We start from the raw sequence: 18,343 nt of genomic DNA, 5'->3' as shown, positions 1-18,343 counted from the left end.
GGAGTGCGGATGATGAAACGAGCATCGGTCGTGAAACGGTTCCGGCTTTGTGCTGTGGTAAGCTTTGTGATCATGATAATGACAGCGCTTTGCATTACCTCAATGGCCGCGGAGAGTCAACCGCGGGTGCTTCGGGTAGCATTTAGTGAAGCAAAAGGGATTACGGAAAAAGATGCGGATGGAAGCCGCCATGGACTGGTGGTGGATTACCTTAATGAGATAGCCAAATATACAGGATGGGAGTATGAATATATCGATACAGTTCCGGAGACTATGCTTGAAGAATTTGCCAACGGTGAGTATGAACTGATGGGCGGTAATTATTATCTTCCAGGAATGGAGGAGTATTATGCCTATCCGGATTATAACATTGGTTACAGCAAGTCGGTGATTTTCGCACGGGAAAACGATGATTCTGTACAGAACCATAATCTGAGATCGCTGAATGGGAAAACTATAGGAGTTTATGACCGCGCTGCAGAAAACATCCGTCGGTTAAAAGAATATCTGTCCATGAATGATCTGGACTGTACCTTGATCTACTATTCCTACGACCAGCTGGTGGATGGGAATCTTTATCCGTATTTGATAGAGGGAGAGGTGGACTTACTGCTGGGAAACAGTGTGGAACAGAGACTGGGCATCCGTGCGGTAGCTTCTTATGATTCGCAGCCATACTATATTGTGACGAATGTGGGAAACCAGGAGGTTCTGGATGGCCTTAATATGGCCATGGCGAAAATTGCGGATTCAAATCCTGATTTTGCAGCAAGCCGCTATGCCGCCAATTTTATGAATCAATCTCCTGTTGATATACATCTCACCCGGGAGGAGACAGACTACATTCGGCTGAAGGGCATCGTAACAGTGGCCATGCCGCATAATTTTCATCCATTGGCCTGCGAAAATCCGGATGATATGCATGATGGACTGTCATATGATATTCTAAAAGAGGTCGCTGAATTTACCGGGTTGGAGTTTAAATATGTTTCTGCTGAATCTTATATAGAAGCGCTGGACCTGGTGCGGCAGGGGAAGGCGGATATACTCGGATTTTATCTGGGGGACGAAGCGGATTCGCTGAATCAGAAAATGGTGCTTACGGCTCCGTTTGCCAGTATGAACAGTATTATCGTGCGCAACAAAGCGTCCGGCTTTCCGGGAAGCGAGCTTGTGGGGGCGGTGATTGAAGGAAGGGCGCTGCCAAAGAGCATACGGGCTGCCGAGGTAAAAAGCTATCGCAATATCAATGAGGCGTTAAAGGCGGTGAACCGTGGGGAGGCAGATTTTGCTTACGGTCTGGCCACGTACATGGAACATGAAATTCAGAAGAGTCATTTTGCCAACGTCGTACCTGTGACGCTGATTAATGACCGCATGGATATCTGTTTGGCAATGGCAAGACCGGCGGACCCGGAGCTTCTGACGATTATGAATAAGGCAATCAACAGCATACCCAGCGACAGAAGCGCAGAACTGCTGGATCACAATATGGTTTCCGCGGGGACGGGCGTGCTTTCCATAACAGAACTGATTTATGCCAATCCCATGATGTTTGTGGGGATTTTAACAGCTGTCCTTCTGATTCTGGTTATTGTCATTCTGTGGGTTAACCGTGTCCATGTGAAGGCCGCAGTTATGCAGAGTGAATTAAAAAAGGCTGAGGCAGAGAGCCGGGCGAAGGGCGAGTTTCTCTCCCGCATGAGCCATGAACTCAGAACCCCTATGAATGCTGTGGTAGGGCTGGCGGATCTGGCCGTAATGACAGAAGGGGTGCCACAGAATATCCGGGAAATGCTTGTGAAGCTTCGGGCTTCTTCCCATTATCTGTTGGATCTGATCAATGATATTCTGGATATGAGCCGCCTGGACAGCGGGAGGCTGACCATTGCCAGCGAGCCCTTCTCTCTGGAACGTATGCTGAATGAGCTGCGGACAATGATGGAGACAGACGCGAACAGGCGTGGCCTGAATTATCGTATCGAGACATATATTTCTCATGGCGGAGTGACCGGTGATGTCATCCGCCTGAGACAGGTTCTGACGAATCTGCTTTCCAATGCGTTTAAATTTACTCCGGAGGGGGGCACTGTGATTCTCCGGGTGACGGAGAAGAGGGACCCCGGTGAGCATGTGGACAGTGAGAATGCACTTTATGAATTCCGGGTGCTTGATACTGGAGTGGGCATTGATCTGAAAGACCAGACGCGTATTTTTGATACCTTTGAACAGGTGGGGACGAATTATGCCAAGAGCCAGGGAACCGGGCTCGGGCTGCCGATCAGCCACAATATTGTGCAGCTGATGGGCGGAGAACTGCGGGTGAAGAGCGAACCGGGCCGCGGCAGTGAATTTTACTTTACGCTTACGCTGCCTGTTGGCAGCCCTGTATACGATAGCGTGAGTGTGAACGAACCCCATATCGGAGAAGCGCTGTTGAAGGAAGTCAGGATTCTGCTTGCGGAAGACAATGATCTAAACGCCGAGATCGCCATTCAGCTTCTGGAACTGAAGGGAGCGGTGGTGATCCGGAGTGAAAACGGCAGGCTTGCGGTGGAGCGGTTTAAAGAGAGTGAGCCGGGAGAAATCCAGGTGATTCTCATGGACATTCAGATGCCGGAGATGAACGGCCTGGAGGCGACGCGGGCCATACGGGCCATGGACAGGCCGGACGCAGCCGCCATTCCCATCATAGCCATGACTGCGAATGTATTCAAAGAGGATGTGGACGCAGCCATGGAAGCCGGTATGAGTGGATTTGAAGGCAAGCCATTGGATGTGGAACATCTTTATCTCCAGATTTGCCGGCTTCTGGGACTCGAGGCAGGCGGATTAAAGAGTGAATAGAAGAAAGAACTGAGGCTGGAAAACAGTAAAAAACCCCCGTTTTGGAATGTTGAATTCCCAAACGGGGGTTTTGTTGATTGGAACGTTAGACGGTATCCTCTTTTTACGGACGGTATTTCCCATCTATTTGGCGGAGATTCCGCTTTCTTTCTGCATCTTTTTGTAAAAGAACAGCAGGTGGTTCATGTGAGCTGTGCTTCTCTGGAATCCGCCGCTTCGGTTTCTGGCTGTCCAGAGAGAGTAATGAATCTTCAGTATTTCGTCCAGGTCATCGAAGAGTACCGCCATCTCCCGGGAAAATGCTTCCGGATCGTCCCGGAGTGCGGTCATCGTATGATACAGATGCAGTCCATGGCGAACCATACGCAGGCCATTTGTCATCTCTGCGCGAATCAGTGCGGCATCGGCGCAGCATAGGGAAATATCGGAAATTTCCGTCTCCACCCGGTCCAAATACTCTTTCATAGCTGTAAAATCAATTCGAATAGCCGGTTCTCTCGGCGGAATGGAGTTCGTCCGCGCAATGTTGGCGGAAAGTGTCAGGAGCCGCTCCATTTTTGCATCAAATTCCTCTATGGATTCAAAGGTGTATTTGCTGGACATGACTGCGAACGCCAGCGTCGTGTTGTACAGCGGCGCATGTTCCAGGTGGTAATAATTGCCCAGATCCCAGGCGGCCTGGAAGGCGTTTTCAGCGGGGCTCTCATAGATGAAACGGTTGCAGAACCAGGCCGTTAAATCGGAATCACTTTCGGGGCCAGTCCAGGAGCAGGCAGCAGTATAGGCGAATCCTGGATAGCTGGCACTTAAGTACTGCCAGTGGCCGAGATCGCCCCAGTCAGTTGTGATAATACCGCGCCCGCCATATTGGATGGCACAGGAGGCAGCATCCCGGATATTTTTCGCCATATTGTCGGAACGGCCTGTTAAGGAACCCCAGGAGCTGGTTCCGGGGCAGAGGCAGTAGTTTAAGCCGGTTTTCTGCATCAGTTTGGCGTGGTCCTCAAAATGGGCGTCACCCTCATAGATCCAGTCCAACAGGACCGCATCCTTTGGAAAACGGGATACACAGTCCGGGTGATGAAGAATTTCATCGCCCCACATGAGCATCTTCCTGCCCTGTGAGGTGCAGTAATCATGAAGCTTTTCCACATATTCAAAGTACAGGCTCAGACGGCCTTCCTTTTCTGCGGCCTCCTTGTTTTTTCCCATGCCCAGTTCGAAGGGCTCATCCATGTTGACGTTGATGTAGTTGGAGACGGAGGCCTCCATCAGCGTGCCCAGGAGCGTTTCCGCCAGTTCAAAGCTTCGGCTGTCACGGACATCCAGGGTCATCGGCGGGCGCCAGAAGAGATTTTCAAAGATATAGCCGTCCTCGCATTCAGCCAGGCTGCGAAACTGCGGTTTCTCCAGCCATTTCTCCATGTGTCCCAGAACATTCTGATTGGGGACGAGATCGATAAAATGTGCCCTGGCATACAGGGAGAGTTCCCGGAATTCCGCTGGAGTCATGGGTGTTTCGTTGGTGAAGAGGTAGTGGAAATCCTCGTAATCGAAACTGAATCCCTCCATATACATCTGAAGATGGTTGATTCTCATGGAGGCAAATAAATCGATCAATCCACGAAGTGTCTCCATGGAAGGTATCTTGTCACGACCAATATCCAGCATGATACCCCGGACAGAAAGGACAGGCTCATCTGCAATCTCTGCACATGGAAGGGTACCGCCTGCCTGGGCAGCCAGCTGAACCAGCACACCCAGTGCGTAGAAGAATCCGGCGCCGTCTCCACAGGAGATCCGTATACCGGAAGGAGCGATGTTCAGTTGAAAGCCTTCCGGCGCACACGATACGTACTCGGCTGTCAGTGTGATCCCTTCCGGCGAAAAACCACCTGGAAATACAGAAGCCAGTAGCGGGGCTGGATCGAAGCCGGCAGCCTGGCAGGATTCCTCGATTTCAGGCGCTGTTGTCACGGCGCCGCAGCTGGTGCAGGACAGCGTATTGTGATAAAACGTGCATCGCTTCGGTGATGGGAAAATTCGGTACATTGTAAATACCTCCTAACATTTATCAAGGTGAGAGACGGATAGCGGCAGCGGGAACCAGTTTACGGAAAAAAGTGGGGAGGACGGATCTCGGCCATAGAACGAGGCCGGAGAAAACAGGAGATCCACTGCTTCCACATCGTTCAAACAGAGATCCGGCGTGTCACAGCATGGCTCTATGGTGATAACTCCGGAAGAGACTGCTATGGCAAATGCAGGCCTGCCGCCGATTTTCAGTGCGAGACGGCCGTCAGTTAAAGGCTCTGTCTCCGATTTGATGGAAAGGAAGAACCGAATCGCGTCGCTGTAGTTGAAAATCCGGTAATTATCTTCTTCCCGCACCGAAAAACGCTCATAGAAACCGGACACTCCCCGGATTCGTTCCGTATCATAGGAAGGGACCGCCAGCGTAAATGATTCGCAGCCTTGGAGTGAGGACCATGCTTTCAGAGTCGGGAAGAGCAGTGTTTCATCCGATAGAACCAGTTCGTAGACATGGTCCTTTGTGCCGCAAATGTAACCGGCTGTGGGCTGTGCGGATTTTTGCAGACCCGAGGCGTCTGCCGGATTCTCAGTTTCTTCCATATCCACTGCGTACAGGTTGCTGCCCCAGCTGGTGCAGATATTAAAGAAATCCTGGACGGAGCGGGAGGTGTGTACGGGAAGCTCGGAATACATGCGGCTCAGTACCCCAATCCGTTCGGTATCCCCGGCCGCGACCGGGCGCAGTGTGAGTGGGGGATCAGGATAACGGGCCGCACAGTGGCGGAAGTTATCCTCGTTGAAACGGTATTCCAGATAGTGGCCGCCGGGCTCATAGCCGTAATACTGATAGCGGTGGCGCCTGCCGTCCAGAATGCTTAGGGTGATGCCCTGGCGTTCCATATCTTCGGCAGCCATAGCCATCAGCTGCTTCATATAGCCTTTTCCGCGGCTGTAAGGATGGACCGAGACGCTGCCCACGGTGGCGCAGGTGATCGTATGGCCGCCATGCTCCAGGGTGATGGGGAGAACGCAGACGACGGCCCTTATCTTGCCGTCCTCTTTTGCCAGATAGTGGCACCATTCAGTCTGGCGGTCCGCACCGTAAAGTTTGGGTAAGAGGGTCCGGAAGTTATGAGGGGCCTGGTGCATGCTGAATACCATGTTAATAAAGTCCAGAATCTCCGGAAGTTCTCCCGGCTGGCCCTTGCAATAGACTGTCATGAGGCAAATCTCCTTTCTTGACTGCTGTTATCCTGTTGCTGTTATCAGGTTACACCAAAAGAAAAATATTCCTAAAAGTATGAAAAAAGACATAAAAACAGATTAAAATTTAGATATCATCCATGTTAGCACAATTTAGGATGTAACACAATATAAAAGTAAAAAAATCAAAAATATTAGGAATATTCCATAAGATGAGGCGGGTAAATACGGCATATTGACTATATTGACAGAAACTGGAGAAACGTGTACGATAAAGAAAAATATTAAAAAAAGTATGAAAAAGGAGATGCAATATGTCAAAGATTGTATTTATCCCTTTGGACGAGCGGCCCTGCAATTACATTTATCCGGACTATATTGGAAGAATGAGCGGGCTGGAGCTGAGTATGCCGCCAAAGGAGATTCTGGGAGACTTTAAAAAGGAGGCTGACGTAGAGGCTGTCTGGGAATGGACCAAAGGACAGGTAAAAGGAGCTTCCCATCTCGTGGTATCCATGGATATGCTGTTGTACGGAGGGATTGTGCCGTCGAGGCTCCATCACCTGCCGGACGCGGTCTGTGCTAAACGGCTGGAGCGTTTAAAGGAGATCAAGAGGCTGGAGCCGGGGATTCAGATATACGGTTTTCAACTGATTACCCGGGCGCCGGCCAGGGACGGCAGCGGGGAAGAACCGGATTATTATGAGGATTATGGCTACCGCATTTTCCGTTACGGCGTGATCCGGGATAAGGAGTCGGTGAAGGCGGCGTCTCCGGAGGAACTGAAAGAACTGGAGACCATCTGCCGGGAAGTGCCGGAGGAATACTTAAACGATTTCTTAGAGCGCCGCCGCATCAATTTTAACAACCATATCCGTTCCATCGAACTGGTGGAGGAGGGCGTCATCGATTATATGATTATTCCTCTGGACGACTGCCGGGAGTACGGTTACGCTCCCTCTGAACGGAAAAAACTCAGCTCCGTTATGGCAAAGAAAAATCTGCTTTCCCGTATTGCCATGTATCCGGGGGCTGATGAGATCGGCTGTACGCTGCTTGCCCGGGCGGTCAATGGGCAGAGCGGTCTGGCGCCTGCCGTTTACGTCGATTACTCCTCCCTGCGCGGAAAGACACAGATTCCATCGTATGAGGACCGCAGTATCGGTGAGACGGTTTTGTCCCACCTGCTGGCAGCCGGATGCGGCGAGGCAGAGACGTCTGCGGAGGTGGATTTCGTACTGGCGGTCAATCCGCCTACACCATTCAGCTTAAAGCTGGAAAAGGAAATCCTTACCGACGATATTATTCTGGAGAGTGAGCGAAACCTGTCCGCATTTCTTGCAAGAATCAGGAAATACAGGAAAAAAGGGCTGGCAGTGGGAATTGCCGACTGCGCGATTCCCAATGGGGCCGACCGGGCGCTGATGCAGTTTCTATATGAGCAGGACATGCTGAAGGAGTTGGCCGCCTACGGCGGATGGAACACCTCATCCAATACCCTTGGAACGGTGCTGTCCCATCTGTGCGCGTGGAACGCGGCGGAGAAGCTGGGGCGCTTATCGGAGGCGGTGCGGGAAGCGTCCGAAGAATTCCTGTTCTTCCGGTATCTGGAGGACTGGGGCTATATGGCGGAGGTGCGCAGAGATGTGACCAATCATCTGACGGATATTGATCCGGCTCTGAACCGTCTCGATTTAAGAGATAAGGAGCCGGTCGTTCGGGAAATTGTGAAGAAACGGCTGGAAGAGTTCCAGGCGAAGTATTTTCCGCAGGAACCGTACCGGTTTGACCTTTGGATGCCATGGAACCGGATGTTTGAGGTTGAGATTCAAATATATTATGTATAATTGATATGAAAAGAAGATGCGGTATTTAAGGGAGAGCTGCCCTGGCAGTCAAATCGCAAAAATACGCATCTTCCATCATTTATTTCAATCGAATGTAGCAGGTTGCTTTTCCTGCGCCTTCACGTTTTAATTCACCGTACTTTACCAGCTTTCACAAAGAACCCTCAATGGAACTGATGCTTAGGGACGGGCACAGCTCCCGGATATCCTGCTTATTAAATCTTCCGATTTTGTTTTGAGTTGCTTTTCTTACCATGTCAATCGCAGGTAATTCTGTGCAATTTTAGACTCCAGTGAGATGTACTTTCCAACATAAAAACCATTTCGGTATAAAAGCAGTGTCGTGAGTAAGCGGCTCATTCGGCCATTTCCGTCATTAAAGGGATGGATGCATAAAAAGTCATGAATAAATACCGGTATTGCAATCAAGGGCTCAACTTCCATGTTTCCGATGACTCGATTATATTCTTCGCAAATTCTATCAAGGGCTTCCGGCGTTTCGAAGGGAGCAAGTGGAGTAAATAAAATTTCTGTGTGTCCTGCAATCGGGTTATTCATGTGGCTGTACATGATTTTGTGCAGCTGCAGAATGCAGTTTCTGGAATTCGGAATAACATCAAAACTCTCATGATTCTTTATAGATGGCTGCTATATATCCAAGGATGTCAGAGTCCCATTTTTGTTCTCTGATTTGTGAGTAGTTGAATTCTCTCATTCCCTTAGTCTCCTTTCAATTCCCTTAAATACTAATATAAAATAAGGGAAAGATCAATCTACAAGGATTGCTTTCCCTTAAATCAGGTAAATAAATTTATGCCCCGAGAATTATAAACGGATTCATTCGGGGAGTTTTACGAAAGAAAAATCAGGGCAGCCCGAGGCGCGGTTTGATTTTTTTGCGGTAGTAGATTCCCATACAGACCGCGGCGGTTCCCCAGGTGACGGGATAGCCGAGATACAGTGTGTAGATAGATGGGAAGAGGGGGATCATGATGGTCAGCCACAGGATTCTGAGTCCGCATAAGTTCAGGATAGACAGAAGCATGGTGCTGAACGTATTCCCTGCGCCCCTGGCGGTTCCGATCAGGATCTGGCATGTAATCAGCAGAATATAACCCGGTCCGAGAACCTGTCCCATCATAGCTCCGAAATGGACGACCTCCGGGTCGGAGGTGAAGAGCCGGAGCGGGCCTGCGCTGAAGAAGCAGAGCAGGATTCCCATGACGACTGCGTAGAGGTTGCCGAGCCACAGAAAGCTTTTAAAGCCCTTCTTCACACGGTCAAACTTTCTTGCCCCCATGTTCTGAGCAATGTAGGTGGTCGTGGTCAGGGACAGGCAGTTGGCGGGGAGCAGAGCAAAGCTGTCTACCTTCCCGTAAATGTTGCTGCCAGCCATGGCCAGGGAACCAAAGCCGTTCAAATAACTCTGTACAATGACATTGGACAAGGAGGTGATGGCGGTCTGAAGCCCGGTGGGAATGCCGAATTTTAATATCTTTACCAGCATGGCCCGGTCGGAACGTATCTGTGAAGGTACCAGACGGTATATATCATCGGTATGAGTCAGCTTCCATAACACACAGACAGCCGAGACCAGCTGGGCGATTAAAGTGGCCAGAGCAACCCCAGGCACCGCCATGTGGAAGACGGTGACGAAGAGTATGTCCAGCACCACATTGACTACAGAGGAAAGGCAGAGATAGTAGAGCGGATGCTTCGTATCTCCCGTCGCCTGCAGCGTACCGGCTCCCATATTGTAAAGGATATTGAAGAGTGCCCCGAGGAAATAGATGCGCAAATAGATGGCTGCGTCGGGAATGACCTCGGCCGGGGTGTTCATGGCAGTTAAAATAAGGGGGGAGAGAAGACAGCCTGCGATAGAAACCAGAATTCCTCCCAGGATACAGAACCAGAAGGACGTATGGACGGCTGAGTGAAGACGGGTGCCATCCCCTGCGCCGTAATACTGTGCGATGATGATTCCCGCACCGGTGGTCAGGCCAATGATGAAACCGATGAACAGATTGATAATCTGGGCGCTGGCGCCGATGGCGGCCAGCGCACCGCTGCCTACGAAATTGCCTACGATAAAGGAATCCGTGGTGTTGTAAAGCTGCTGGAACAGGTTCCCGATGATGAGGGGGCCTGTAAACAGCAGAATCGACCGGGTGATGGGCCCTTCAGTCAGTGAAGTTGATGAGCGCTCCTTCATATTACAGTCTCCCGCATGTCCTGTCAGGTCTGGTCGCTGTCAGAAGAATCGGACTGGCTGCGGCTGATTTCGAGGTAATTATAAAAAGTGAATTTGCTGATTCCCAAAAGTTCGCAGATCTGTTCCCCGGATTTTGTGATGAGGAACGCGCCCTTTCGGTCGAGAAAACGGATAAATTCGATCTTCTCGTTTTTGTTCATCTCCAGGGCAGGCTTTCCGATCTGTTCCTGTCCCATCTGAATCAGATGGCTGAGAAGATTGTTCACGTCGGGAGCGAAAATCTCCTCGTCGTTGGAGGTAAAGTTATCAAATTGGTTGAACTGGCGTAAATAGCCTTCAAACTGAAGCGTCTCCGTGATATCCAGATTCACACAGATCGATCCGATGACGTCTCCCTGATCATTTTTAAGATAAATGGATGAGGAGCGCAGGATCTTTCCATCCTGTGTGGTGGTAACATAGTTAAAACGGTCCCCGTCCAGCACGGTGCCCCGAAGGACCTCCAGTCCTAAGTTGCTTCCGCAGCCGCCTATGGAACGGTGCGTAATGTCTCCGTTGCGGATATCGACAATAGTATGGTTGTAATCCTTCGTGAGATCGTGGAGCACGACTTCACATTTGTTGCCAAAGTGCTGTTCCACTAATGTGAGGAGCTGCTGAAGTACTGGCATAATTTCATCAAGGGTTTTCATCGTATCACCTCTCAAATATGAAAAAAAATAAGAATATAGTTCCAAATACTGTTTGTAAATTCAGTATATCATATTAAAAGTTTTCTAACAACAGAAAAATCAGAAAAAAAGTATGAAGGTTACACCGAAACCTAATGCTACAGATGTGACCCGCAGCTTTCACCGATAATCAGTTCCGGGGGGAAGGTGATGCGGGCGTTTTCGGTGGAGCCCTGGACGGCCTGGATCAGGGTGCGGACGACCATCTGTCCCCAGCGGCGGCTGTGATGATGGATGCTGGTGAGGCGGGGGATCGTATAGTCGGCGAAGTAGAAACGGTCGCAGCTGATGAGGGCCACGTCGCGCGGGACTGAGAGACCGTGGTCGGCGAATGCGCGGATGGCGCCGAGGGCCACATTGTCGTTCATGGTGATTACGGCGGTAAATGGCGCATTTCTGGATATAAGGGCTTCGGCGGCCTGGTATCCATCCGGGAGATAGTAGTCGGAGAGGGATATCAAATCCTCACGTACCCCGCGGCCTGATGCGGCAGCAGCTTTTTTGTATGATTCCAGGCGGGTCTCTGTAATGGTGACGCCGGGCTGGCCTCCGACGAAGGCGATATCTTTATGTCCCAGTGAGGATAGGTAGTTGTAGGCAGTCGTGACGCCGCTTCCGTTCTCTGAGTCAATAAAGATGCAGCCGGCGCCGGGAATCTCCCGGCCTGCCGCCACGACGGGGAGCGAGGCTGAAAGCTTGTTCAGTGCCTCTTTATAGGCGGGAGTGATTTCGACCATGTCCAGCTGTCCGCCGATGATCAGAATTCCATCCACCTTTTTATCCATCATCATACGGAAATATCCGGTCTCGTCGATTGGGGCATCTCCGTGGTGAAAACGGGTGTTGCACAGATAGACGGAGTATCCCTCCTCAGCGGCGCATCTCTGGACTTCCTGAAAAATGGTCGCAAAATAAGGATTGGTGATATCCGGCAAAATGACACCCAGCGTCATGGTTCTCTTCGATATTAACCCGCGTGCCAGTGCGTTGGGCGTAAAATCATATTTCCTGACAACCGCTTCGATCCGGGCTTTTTTATCAGCGGAGACCGGTACTTTTCCATTTAAAAAACGGGAGACGGTGGCGACCGAGACGCCGCTTTCCTGGGCGATCTGGGTAATTGTAATCGTTGATTTCATAATCTGCCCCTCCTAAAGATCTGATTGTTTCCCACGAATAAAGAACCGGGGGTCCTCCCAGTATATCACGAACGAAATGAAATTGCAATGAAACCCTTTTCACAAAAATACGGGATCAAATTTATGTGATATCACGAATTGACAAGCGGATAACCGGATGGTATTGTAAAAATATGAAAACCTTTTCATAAAATTCAAGCTTAGAGAGGGAGTAACGGTAATGAATACGTATCTGGGAATGGATTATGGGGGAACGAAGCTCATCATCGGAGAGGTCCGGGAGGATGGAGAGCTTCTGCGCTACAGGAGATATCCGACCGGGCTGACCGGGCAGGAGGAAATAGCGGCTCATCTGCTTCAGTGTCTCGATAACTATGTGGCAGAGGAAGCCCCGGGGGACAGAATCCGGGGAGCGGGTATCGGCATAGTAGGGATCAGCGATTTTAGAAATGGAATCTGGCATTCTGTGAATCATGAAAAAGGAATTCCAATTCCTTTGGCGCAAATGGCTGCCGATCGGCTGGGAGTGCCGGCGGGAATTGATAACGATGTCAGGAGTGCGGCAACGGCGGAGCTTCTGTGGGGCGAGGGAAAGAACTGTTCCGATTTTATCTATGTGAATGCGGGAACGGGGCTGGCTGCCGGATTCGTGATAGACGGAAAGGTGCTGCATGGGGCCCACTGTGATGCCGGGGAAATCGGGCACATGGTTGTGGATTACAGGAGCAGCAGAGAGTGTGTCTGTGGACGAAGGGGCTGCTGCGAACTCACGGCTTCCGGAATCGGAATTCACAAAATGGTCAAAGAGAGGCAGGCGGAGGCTCCGGCGGAACTCCTGGAGCTGGGACGGAACGGGAGATATCCGGCGGCGGCCGTATTCCGGCTGGCCCGGGAGGGCAATGATTTCTGCCTTTCCATTGCGGAGGAAGCCGCTGCGGTGCTCAGCTGTACCATTATGAATCTGGTGCGCATGTCAGATCCCGATATGGTGGTGGCCGGAGGCGGCCTGATGTCAGATCCGTGGTTTTTTAAACGTGTGGAAAATCTCCTGGAGAAAGTGACCATGCGCCACGTATCAAAAGGATTCCGGGTATCCGGCTTCGATGCAGCCTTTTCCGGTGTAATCGGTGCGGCGGCCGTAGGGTGCCTGAAGGCAGAATAGTTGGAAGAAAGGGAACGAATAAACAGCATTTAATGACAGGAGAATAAATCATGAAGATAACTATTGCAGAAAATGAAAAACAATTTGACGAAATCGCTGCCTGGAGAATTATCGGACAGATTCTGAAGAAGAAGAATTCCGTAATCGGCCTTTCCACAGGGCAGACGACTACAAATATGCACAGAATTGTCAGCGAGCTGTATGAGCTCCATCCCTTTGACGTCTCGAAAGCCGTGTTCTTTAACGTAGATGAACTGACGAATCTCCCGCGGAGCTATGCGGGCAGCTGCTATGCCATGATACGCAGCCAGCTGCTGGACCATTTAGGCGTGCCGGATGAGCGCTTTTTAATGCCGCTCACAGAGAGTGATGATTTTGAACTGGAAAGCAGAAAATTCGAGGACAGTATCAGAGAACACGGCGGTGCGGATCTGCAGATACTGGGCATCGGCTGGAATGGCCATATCGGGATCAATCAGCCGGGAACACCGTTTGGCAGCGATACCTGGGTATCTCCTATGGACGAGATATTCGAGGCAAGGGTGAGAAGAGAGACGGGAGTGCCCGACGGGCACGAGCTGGGCGGCCTGACACTGGGGATCAGGACGATCATGCAAAGCAGGCGGATTATTCTGGCGGCAAAGGGAGCACATAAGGCGGAGATTATAAGACAGGCCCTGCAAGGACCTGTGACTGAAGCGGTACCGGCCTCCATTCTTCAGCTGCATCCGAACTGCGAGGTGCTTTTGGATCGTGAGGCAGCCAGTACAGCGTTGCGCAAGTTCCAGTGAATTCTGCACTCGCTATTCACGCCAGGACCACGCCCGCGAAGCTAGACGTAGGGTCCACTACGCCGTCGCTTCGCGGACGCGCCCCTGACGCCAATATCAAGTGCATAATTCACCGAAACTTACGCAATGCTGTACTGGTACAGCATTAGCTTTATAAGTGTTACCAGATTTTAAGCTTTACAGAAATATAAATCCCGGATTCCCGGCGAATTGCGGAGTGATGACAGAAAGGACGGAATATGCGGATGAATGCAAAGTTTCAGCAGGAACTGATGGAGAGTGGTTACATACACAGACCGCTGCCTCTCCACGAGGAAGCATCTCTGGAACAGACGGAGAGAGAAAAAAAGGTGACAGCGAGGCGGGCCGTGTGGAGCGGAGGCGGGGAGGGCTGCTGCGGCAATCCTGTGTCCATGGAGCGCGGAACGGTGGAAACTGTCCGGATAGAAGCGGAAAATATGCTGGCTATGGAGGCCCCTCTCCTGTGCCCGTGCTGGCCCGAAGGGATGCCGCAGGATGGCGACTGCGCATATTACGGCCATATTCATGCGGCATTTCCGGTGAAGGAGGCGGACTGGACGTCGTTTCACCGCGTACGCGCCCTGATCAGGCCGGAGTGCGACGGATCGAGAACGGTCAGTCTCTCCATGTATCTGGAAAATGACGGAGAGCGCAAAGTGCCGGACCGGTACCGTCGACAGGGTTTTCATATGATGAACTTAAATAACCACCAGTGGAACGACTGTATATGGGAGTTCCCGTCTCTGCCGCGGGACTGCGTGAGCGGATTTGGATTTCGCTACCGGATCAATGGCCGGGATACCGCCAGCGGCGAGAACGCTGTCTTCTATGTAAAGGAAATCTGGCTGGAGGCTGTGGAAAATCCGGGAAAGGAAAGCGGCTGGCTCCCGGAGTCAAATCGATTCTGCTATTCCACCTGCGGCTATGAGTCAGGTGCATCTAAGAAGGCGGTGCTGGCTGCGGGAGCGGATACGGATACATTTACAATTGAGGACCGAAAGGGACAGATTTGTCTGGAGAAACGTCTGGAAAATGTGGCCTGGAAGGGAGAAAACTTCCAGATCGCGGACTTTTCAGAGCTGATACAGGAGGGGGAATACCGAATCTGTGCAGGCGGCATGGCCGGAGACTGGTTCCCGATAAGGGACGGTGTTCTGGAGGACGTAACGTGGAAAGGAATAAACTTCCTGTTCTGCGAGCGGTGCGGTTATCCGGTTCCAGGCAAGCATGGCCTCTGTCACATGGACACATACGCGGAGCATAAAGGCCTGAAGCTTCCCTACTGCGGCGGATGGCACGACGCGGGCGACATGTCCCAGCAGACGGTCCAGACCGCGGAGACTGTAGAGAGCCTTCTGGAGCTGGCTGCAGAGCGAAGAGAGAGCACGCTGCTCTGCCAGAGACTGATGGAAGAGGCCATGTGGGGACTTGAATTCATCTTCCGGACGAGATTCGGAGACGGTTACCGGGCCACCAGCCTCGGCCTGATCCGGTGGACCGATGGAAAAATAGGCAATGACGATGACGCTTCCAACGTGCGGGTTCATAACCACGCCCTTGAGAATTTTATCTGCGCCGGAGTCTTTGCGTTGGCCGCCGAGTGTCTGGGCGATTACGACCGGGAGCTGGCCTGGCGGTGTGCGGGGGCGGCAGAGGAGGACTTCGGATTTGCACAGGAACGCTACCGGACCCATGGCATGGAACTGCCTCTTCCGTGGGAGCACACATACTCTTCCTCTGCGGCGCTTTATTATGGAGAGATTGTGACCGCCGCCGCCAGAATCTGGAAAGTGACGGAGAAGGAGGCGTACGCGGAGGCGGCGGCAGAGTATGGAAGGAAACTCCTGGACTGTCAGGAAAAGGATTCCTCAAAGACGGGAATGCGCGGCTTTTTCTACAGGGACGAGACCCATCAGGATATCATCCACTACAATCACCAGGCCAGGGAACACGTTCCGGCCACGGCCCTTGTACTGCTGTGCCGTGTGCTGGAACACCATCCCGACAAGATCTTGTGGGAAGAGGGAATCCGCCTGTACGGAGAATATCTAAAGAATCTGCTGGGGTATGCCTCCCCCTATGAAATGTTTCCGGCCGGACTCTATTCGGAGACAGCGGAGGATCCGGATATTTTCCACCTGCTTCATTTGCAGGCGGATTATGAGACAGAGAAAGATAATCACACGCTTCAGGTGAAAGCGGGAACACGAGTGAAAACGGGCTATGGAGTGCGCCAGTTCCCGGTATGGTTTTCCTTTCGGGGAAATACGGCGGTGATGCTGTCCGCGGCCAAAGGCGCGGCTGCTGTGGGCGGATATCTAAAGGATACATTTCTGATGAAGGCCGCGGCCTCCCAGACGGACTGGCTGTTCGGCAAGAATCCATTCGGCCGCTCTCTTATGTACGGTGCAGGCAGGGGATATCAGCAGCTTTTCTCCACATTTCCGGGTACCTGTGTGGGACAGCTGCCCGTGGGAATCGAGACGGACGGCAATTCCGATGTCCCTTACTGGCCCGGCGGCAACCAGTCTACCTACAAAGAAGTCTGGGTCACATCAGTTGCCAAATTGTTTGGAATAATTGCGGAAATATACAAAAATCAGACATAAAGTATGAAATAGCAAACTAAAAAACATATAAAAAAAGAGGAGGAATTAAAAAAAGTAAGCGGTTAATTAAAAAAAGTGATAAAAAAGCTGAATAAAAAGAAAAAAAATACTTGAAAACTAACAAAAAGTATGATATTCTAAAACCACCAAAAGAAAAAATGATTTGAAAAAGCATAAAAAAAGTTTGAAAAATATGAAGAATATTAATAACTGCTTTTATGCAAAGAAAAGGAGGAGAATTAAATGAAGAAGAGATTTATGTCCTGCCTGCTGGCGACTGCTATGGTGATTACCTCACTGACAGCGTGCGGAGGCGGAAAGAGCACCACAACTGACACCACTGCGGCTGCAGGCGGAGACGCAAAAGAGACAACAGCCGGAGAGGCAGCGGGGGATACAAAGGCAGAGAGTGGTGACAGAAAGAAAGTTGTTTTCTGGTATTCCCATACAGGTGATGAGGCAACCTGTTTTGAGAATGCGATTAAGGCTTATAATGAGAGCCAGGATAAGTACTTTGTAGAGGGGTTAAGCGTATCCGATAAGCAGAAGATCATCGTTTCCATTTCCGGCAATGAGGCGCCTGACGTTATTGAGGTATCCAACCAGGATGTTCTTTCCTACGCCACCAACGGTCTGGTAGAATCCATCTCCGATCTGGCGGCGGCTGATAATTACGATTTGCCGGGCGTATTTTCAAACCAATCCCTGGAAGCCAACACTCTTGACGGCACCGTATACGGCGCCCCGCTGGCATCCATGATTATTCAGATGTTCTATAATAAGGACATTCTTGAGGAGATCGGCTACACAGAGCCTCCGAAGACCATGGAAGAACTGTATGAGATGGCGATAAAGGCCACTGAGGTTGACGATAAGGGGACCATTACAAGACTCGGCTATCCGTTATTCCCGCTGGCAAGTGCAAGACAGGAACTGATTTACGCTTTCGGCGGAAAGTGGTGGTCAGATGACGGATTAACCTTAACACCGGATGATCCGGCGATCCTCGACAGTCTTAAGATGAACATCGACTTCAGAAGCCAGTACGGAATTGAGAAGGTTCAGGAATTCGTAGCAACCGCCAATACCAACCGTTATACAGAGAACGATATGTTCTTCGCCGGAAAGCAGTTATTCCGTTTTGACGGAACCTGGATGGCAGCCATGATGAAGAATTTCAACTCCGATGTGAACTATGGCGTAGCGCTGATCCCTGGAACCGAAGCACATCCGGAGATCGCAGGAACCAGCCGTTATGAGACCAACTCCTTAAGCATTCCGGTCGTAGCGAATGAAAAAGAGGGAGCATGGGACTTCGTTAAGTACTTCACAAACTCTGAGGCGACAAAAGAACTGTTAATCGGTATGGCAAACCTGCCGACACAGCTTGCATTATATGATGATCCGGATATTCTGGCACAGCCGAACTTCGATATGTTTATTGAAGCGCTTAAGACAGAAAACGGCATTCAGTATGCGAAGATTGAAGATCTTGCAAAATATACTTCCTTAATTGAAGAGTATCTTGACTATGCTTACAACGGTATGCAGACGCCGGAGGAGGCCATGAAGGGCCTTGCCGATCAGGCAAAGATGCTTCAGTAACCCATAACTCAGCGGGTCACCGTGACAATCAGAATATCACATATGATGCCGCAGCACATATGTGATATTCGTATTTATTCAGCTATACAGCTGAATAAGTACTGATATCCGGATCGTTTTTGCGATCTCACACATCAGAAAG

The 18,343-nt window shown here is 50.8% G+C and carries 11 protein-coding genes and 1 pseudogene; 6 read left to right on the top strand and 6 right to left on the bottom strand.

The features are described from left to right. Positions 1–9: 9 nt before the first annotated feature. Positions 10–2,847 (top strand): ATP-binding protein, encoded by a 2,838-nt coding sequence (locus M1L66_RS29835; RefSeq protein ID WP_434689244.1) that lies wholly within the window; start codon positions 10–12, stop codon positions 2,845–2,847. Positions 2,848–2,970: 123 nt separating this feature from the next. Here M1L66_RS29835 and M1L66_RS29830 read toward each other — a convergent pair whose 3' ends face one another. After that, positions 2,971–4,899: a family 20 glycosylhydrolase gene (locus M1L66_RS29830; protein ID WP_434689242.1), complete on the bottom strand. Its 1,929-nt coding sequence runs from the start codon at positions 4,897–4,899 to the stop codon at positions 2,971–2,973. A gap of 12 nt (positions 4,900–4,911) precedes the next feature. Further along, positions 4,912–6,102, bottom strand: coding sequence for a GNAT family N-acetyltransferase (locus M1L66_RS29825; RefSeq protein ID WP_434689240.1), 1,191 nt, complete (start codon positions 6,100–6,102; stop codon positions 4,912–4,914). Positions 6,103–6,398: 296 nt separating this feature from the next. Here M1L66_RS29825 and M1L66_RS29820 point away from each other — a divergent pair, with 296 nt between their 5' ends. Continuing rightward, a complete protein-coding gene (locus M1L66_RS29820; protein WP_434689238.1) occupies positions 6,399–7,931 on the top strand; it encodes a DUF4127 family protein in 1,533 nt (510 codons plus the stop codon). A gap of 79 nt (positions 7,932–8,010) precedes the next feature. Here M1L66_RS29820 and M1L66_RS29815 read toward each other — a convergent pair. From M1L66_RS29815 to M1L66_RS29800, 4 genes and pseudogenes are all read right to left on the bottom strand, one after another. Further along, positions 8,011–8,646, bottom strand: a pseudogene (locus tag M1L66_RS29815) (Fic family protein). A 150-nt stretch (positions 8,647–8,796) separates the two neighbouring features. Continuing rightward, positions 8,797–10,143, bottom strand: coding sequence for an MATE family efflux transporter (locus M1L66_RS29810; RefSeq protein WP_434689236.1), 1,347 nt, complete (start codon positions 10,141–10,143; stop codon positions 8,797–8,799). A 23-nt stretch (positions 10,144–10,166) separates the two neighbouring features. Then, positions 10,167–10,835 (bottom strand): helix-turn-helix transcriptional regulator, encoded by a 669-nt coding sequence (locus M1L66_RS29805; protein ID WP_187020299.1) that lies wholly within the window; start codon positions 10,833–10,835, stop codon positions 10,167–10,169. 137 nt (positions 10,836–10,972) lie between these two features. Next, positions 10,973–12,013, bottom strand: coding sequence for a LacI family DNA-binding transcriptional regulator (locus tag M1L66_RS29800; RefSeq protein ID WP_434689234.1), 1,041 nt, complete (start codon positions 12,011–12,013; stop codon positions 10,973–10,975). 220 nt (positions 12,014–12,233) lie between these two features. Here M1L66_RS29800 and M1L66_RS29795 point away from each other — a divergent pair, with 220 nt between their 5' ends. The 4 genes from M1L66_RS29795 to M1L66_RS29780 all read left to right on the top strand — a co-directional run bounded on the left by M1L66_RS29795 (position 12,234) and on the right by M1L66_RS29780 (position 18,201). Beyond that, positions 12,234–13,175: an ROK family protein gene (locus tag M1L66_RS29795; protein ID WP_187020296.1), complete on the top strand. Its 942-nt coding sequence runs from the start codon at positions 12,234–12,236 to the stop codon at positions 13,173–13,175. A gap of 50 nt (positions 13,176–13,225) precedes the next feature. Next, complete coding sequence (locus tag M1L66_RS29790) at positions 13,226–13,966, top strand: 6-phosphogluconolactonase (protein ID WP_434689231.1); 741 nt, start codon at positions 13,226–13,228, stop codon at positions 13,964–13,966. Positions 13,967–14,211: 245 nt separating this feature from the next. Then, positions 14,212–16,596: a glycoside hydrolase family 9 protein gene (locus M1L66_RS29785; protein WP_434689229.1), complete on the top strand. Its 2,385-nt coding sequence runs from the start codon at positions 14,212–14,214 to the stop codon at positions 16,594–16,596. A gap of 243 nt (positions 16,597–16,839) precedes the next feature. After that, positions 16,840–18,201, top strand: coding sequence for an ABC transporter substrate-binding protein (locus M1L66_RS29780; RefSeq protein WP_187020291.1), 1,362 nt, complete (start codon positions 16,840–16,842; stop codon positions 18,199–18,201). Positions 18,202–18,343 lie beyond the last annotated feature (142 nt).

The organism is Hungatella sp. SB206 (genome assembly GCF_051132295.1).
Classification (GTDB): domain Bacteria; phylum Bacillota; class Clostridia; order Lachnospirales; family Lachnospiraceae; genus Hungatella; species Hungatella effluvii.
The sequence above is the reverse complement of the archived record's forward strand: the minus strand, read 5'-3'. Positions and strand labels throughout refer to the sequence as shown.

Coding starts and splice junctions, on each gene's coding strand:
- M1L66_RS29795 (WP_187020296.1), top strand. CDS start 12,234: ATGAATACGTATCTGGGAATGGATTATGGGGGAACGAAGCTCATCATC.
- M1L66_RS29800 (WP_434689234.1), bottom strand. CDS start 12,013: ATGAAATCAACGATTACAATTACCCAGATCGCCCAGGAAAGCGGCGTC.
- M1L66_RS29835 (WP_434689244.1), top strand. CDS start 10: ATGATGAAACGAGCATCGGTCGTGAAACGGTTCCGGCTTTGTGCTGTG.
- M1L66_RS29810 (WP_434689236.1), bottom strand. CDS start 10,143: ATGAAGGAGCGCTCATCAACTTCACTGACTGAAGGGCCCATCACCCGG.
- M1L66_RS29780 (WP_187020291.1), top strand. CDS start 16,840: ATGAAGAAGAGATTTATGTCCTGCCTGCTGGCGACTGCTATGGTGATT.
- M1L66_RS29785 (WP_434689229.1), top strand. CDS start 14,212: ATGAATGCAAAGTTTCAGCAGGAACTGATGGAGAGTGGTTACATACAC.
- M1L66_RS29825 (WP_434689240.1), bottom strand. CDS start 6,102: ATGACAGTCTATTGCAAGGGCCAGCCGGGAGAACTTCCGGAGATTCTG.
- M1L66_RS29790 (WP_434689231.1), top strand. CDS start 13,226: ATGAAGATAACTATTGCAGAAAATGAAAAACAATTTGACGAAATCGCT.
- M1L66_RS29805 (WP_187020299.1), bottom strand. CDS start 10,835: ATGAAAACCCTTGATGAAATTATGCCAGTACTTCAGCAGCTCCTCACA.
- M1L66_RS29830 (WP_434689242.1), bottom strand. CDS start 4,899: ATGTACCGAATTTTCCCATCACCGAAGCGATGCACGTTTTATCACAAT.
- M1L66_RS29820 (WP_434689238.1), top strand. CDS start 6,399: ATGTCAAAGATTGTATTTATCCCTTTGGACGAGCGGCCCTGCAATTAC.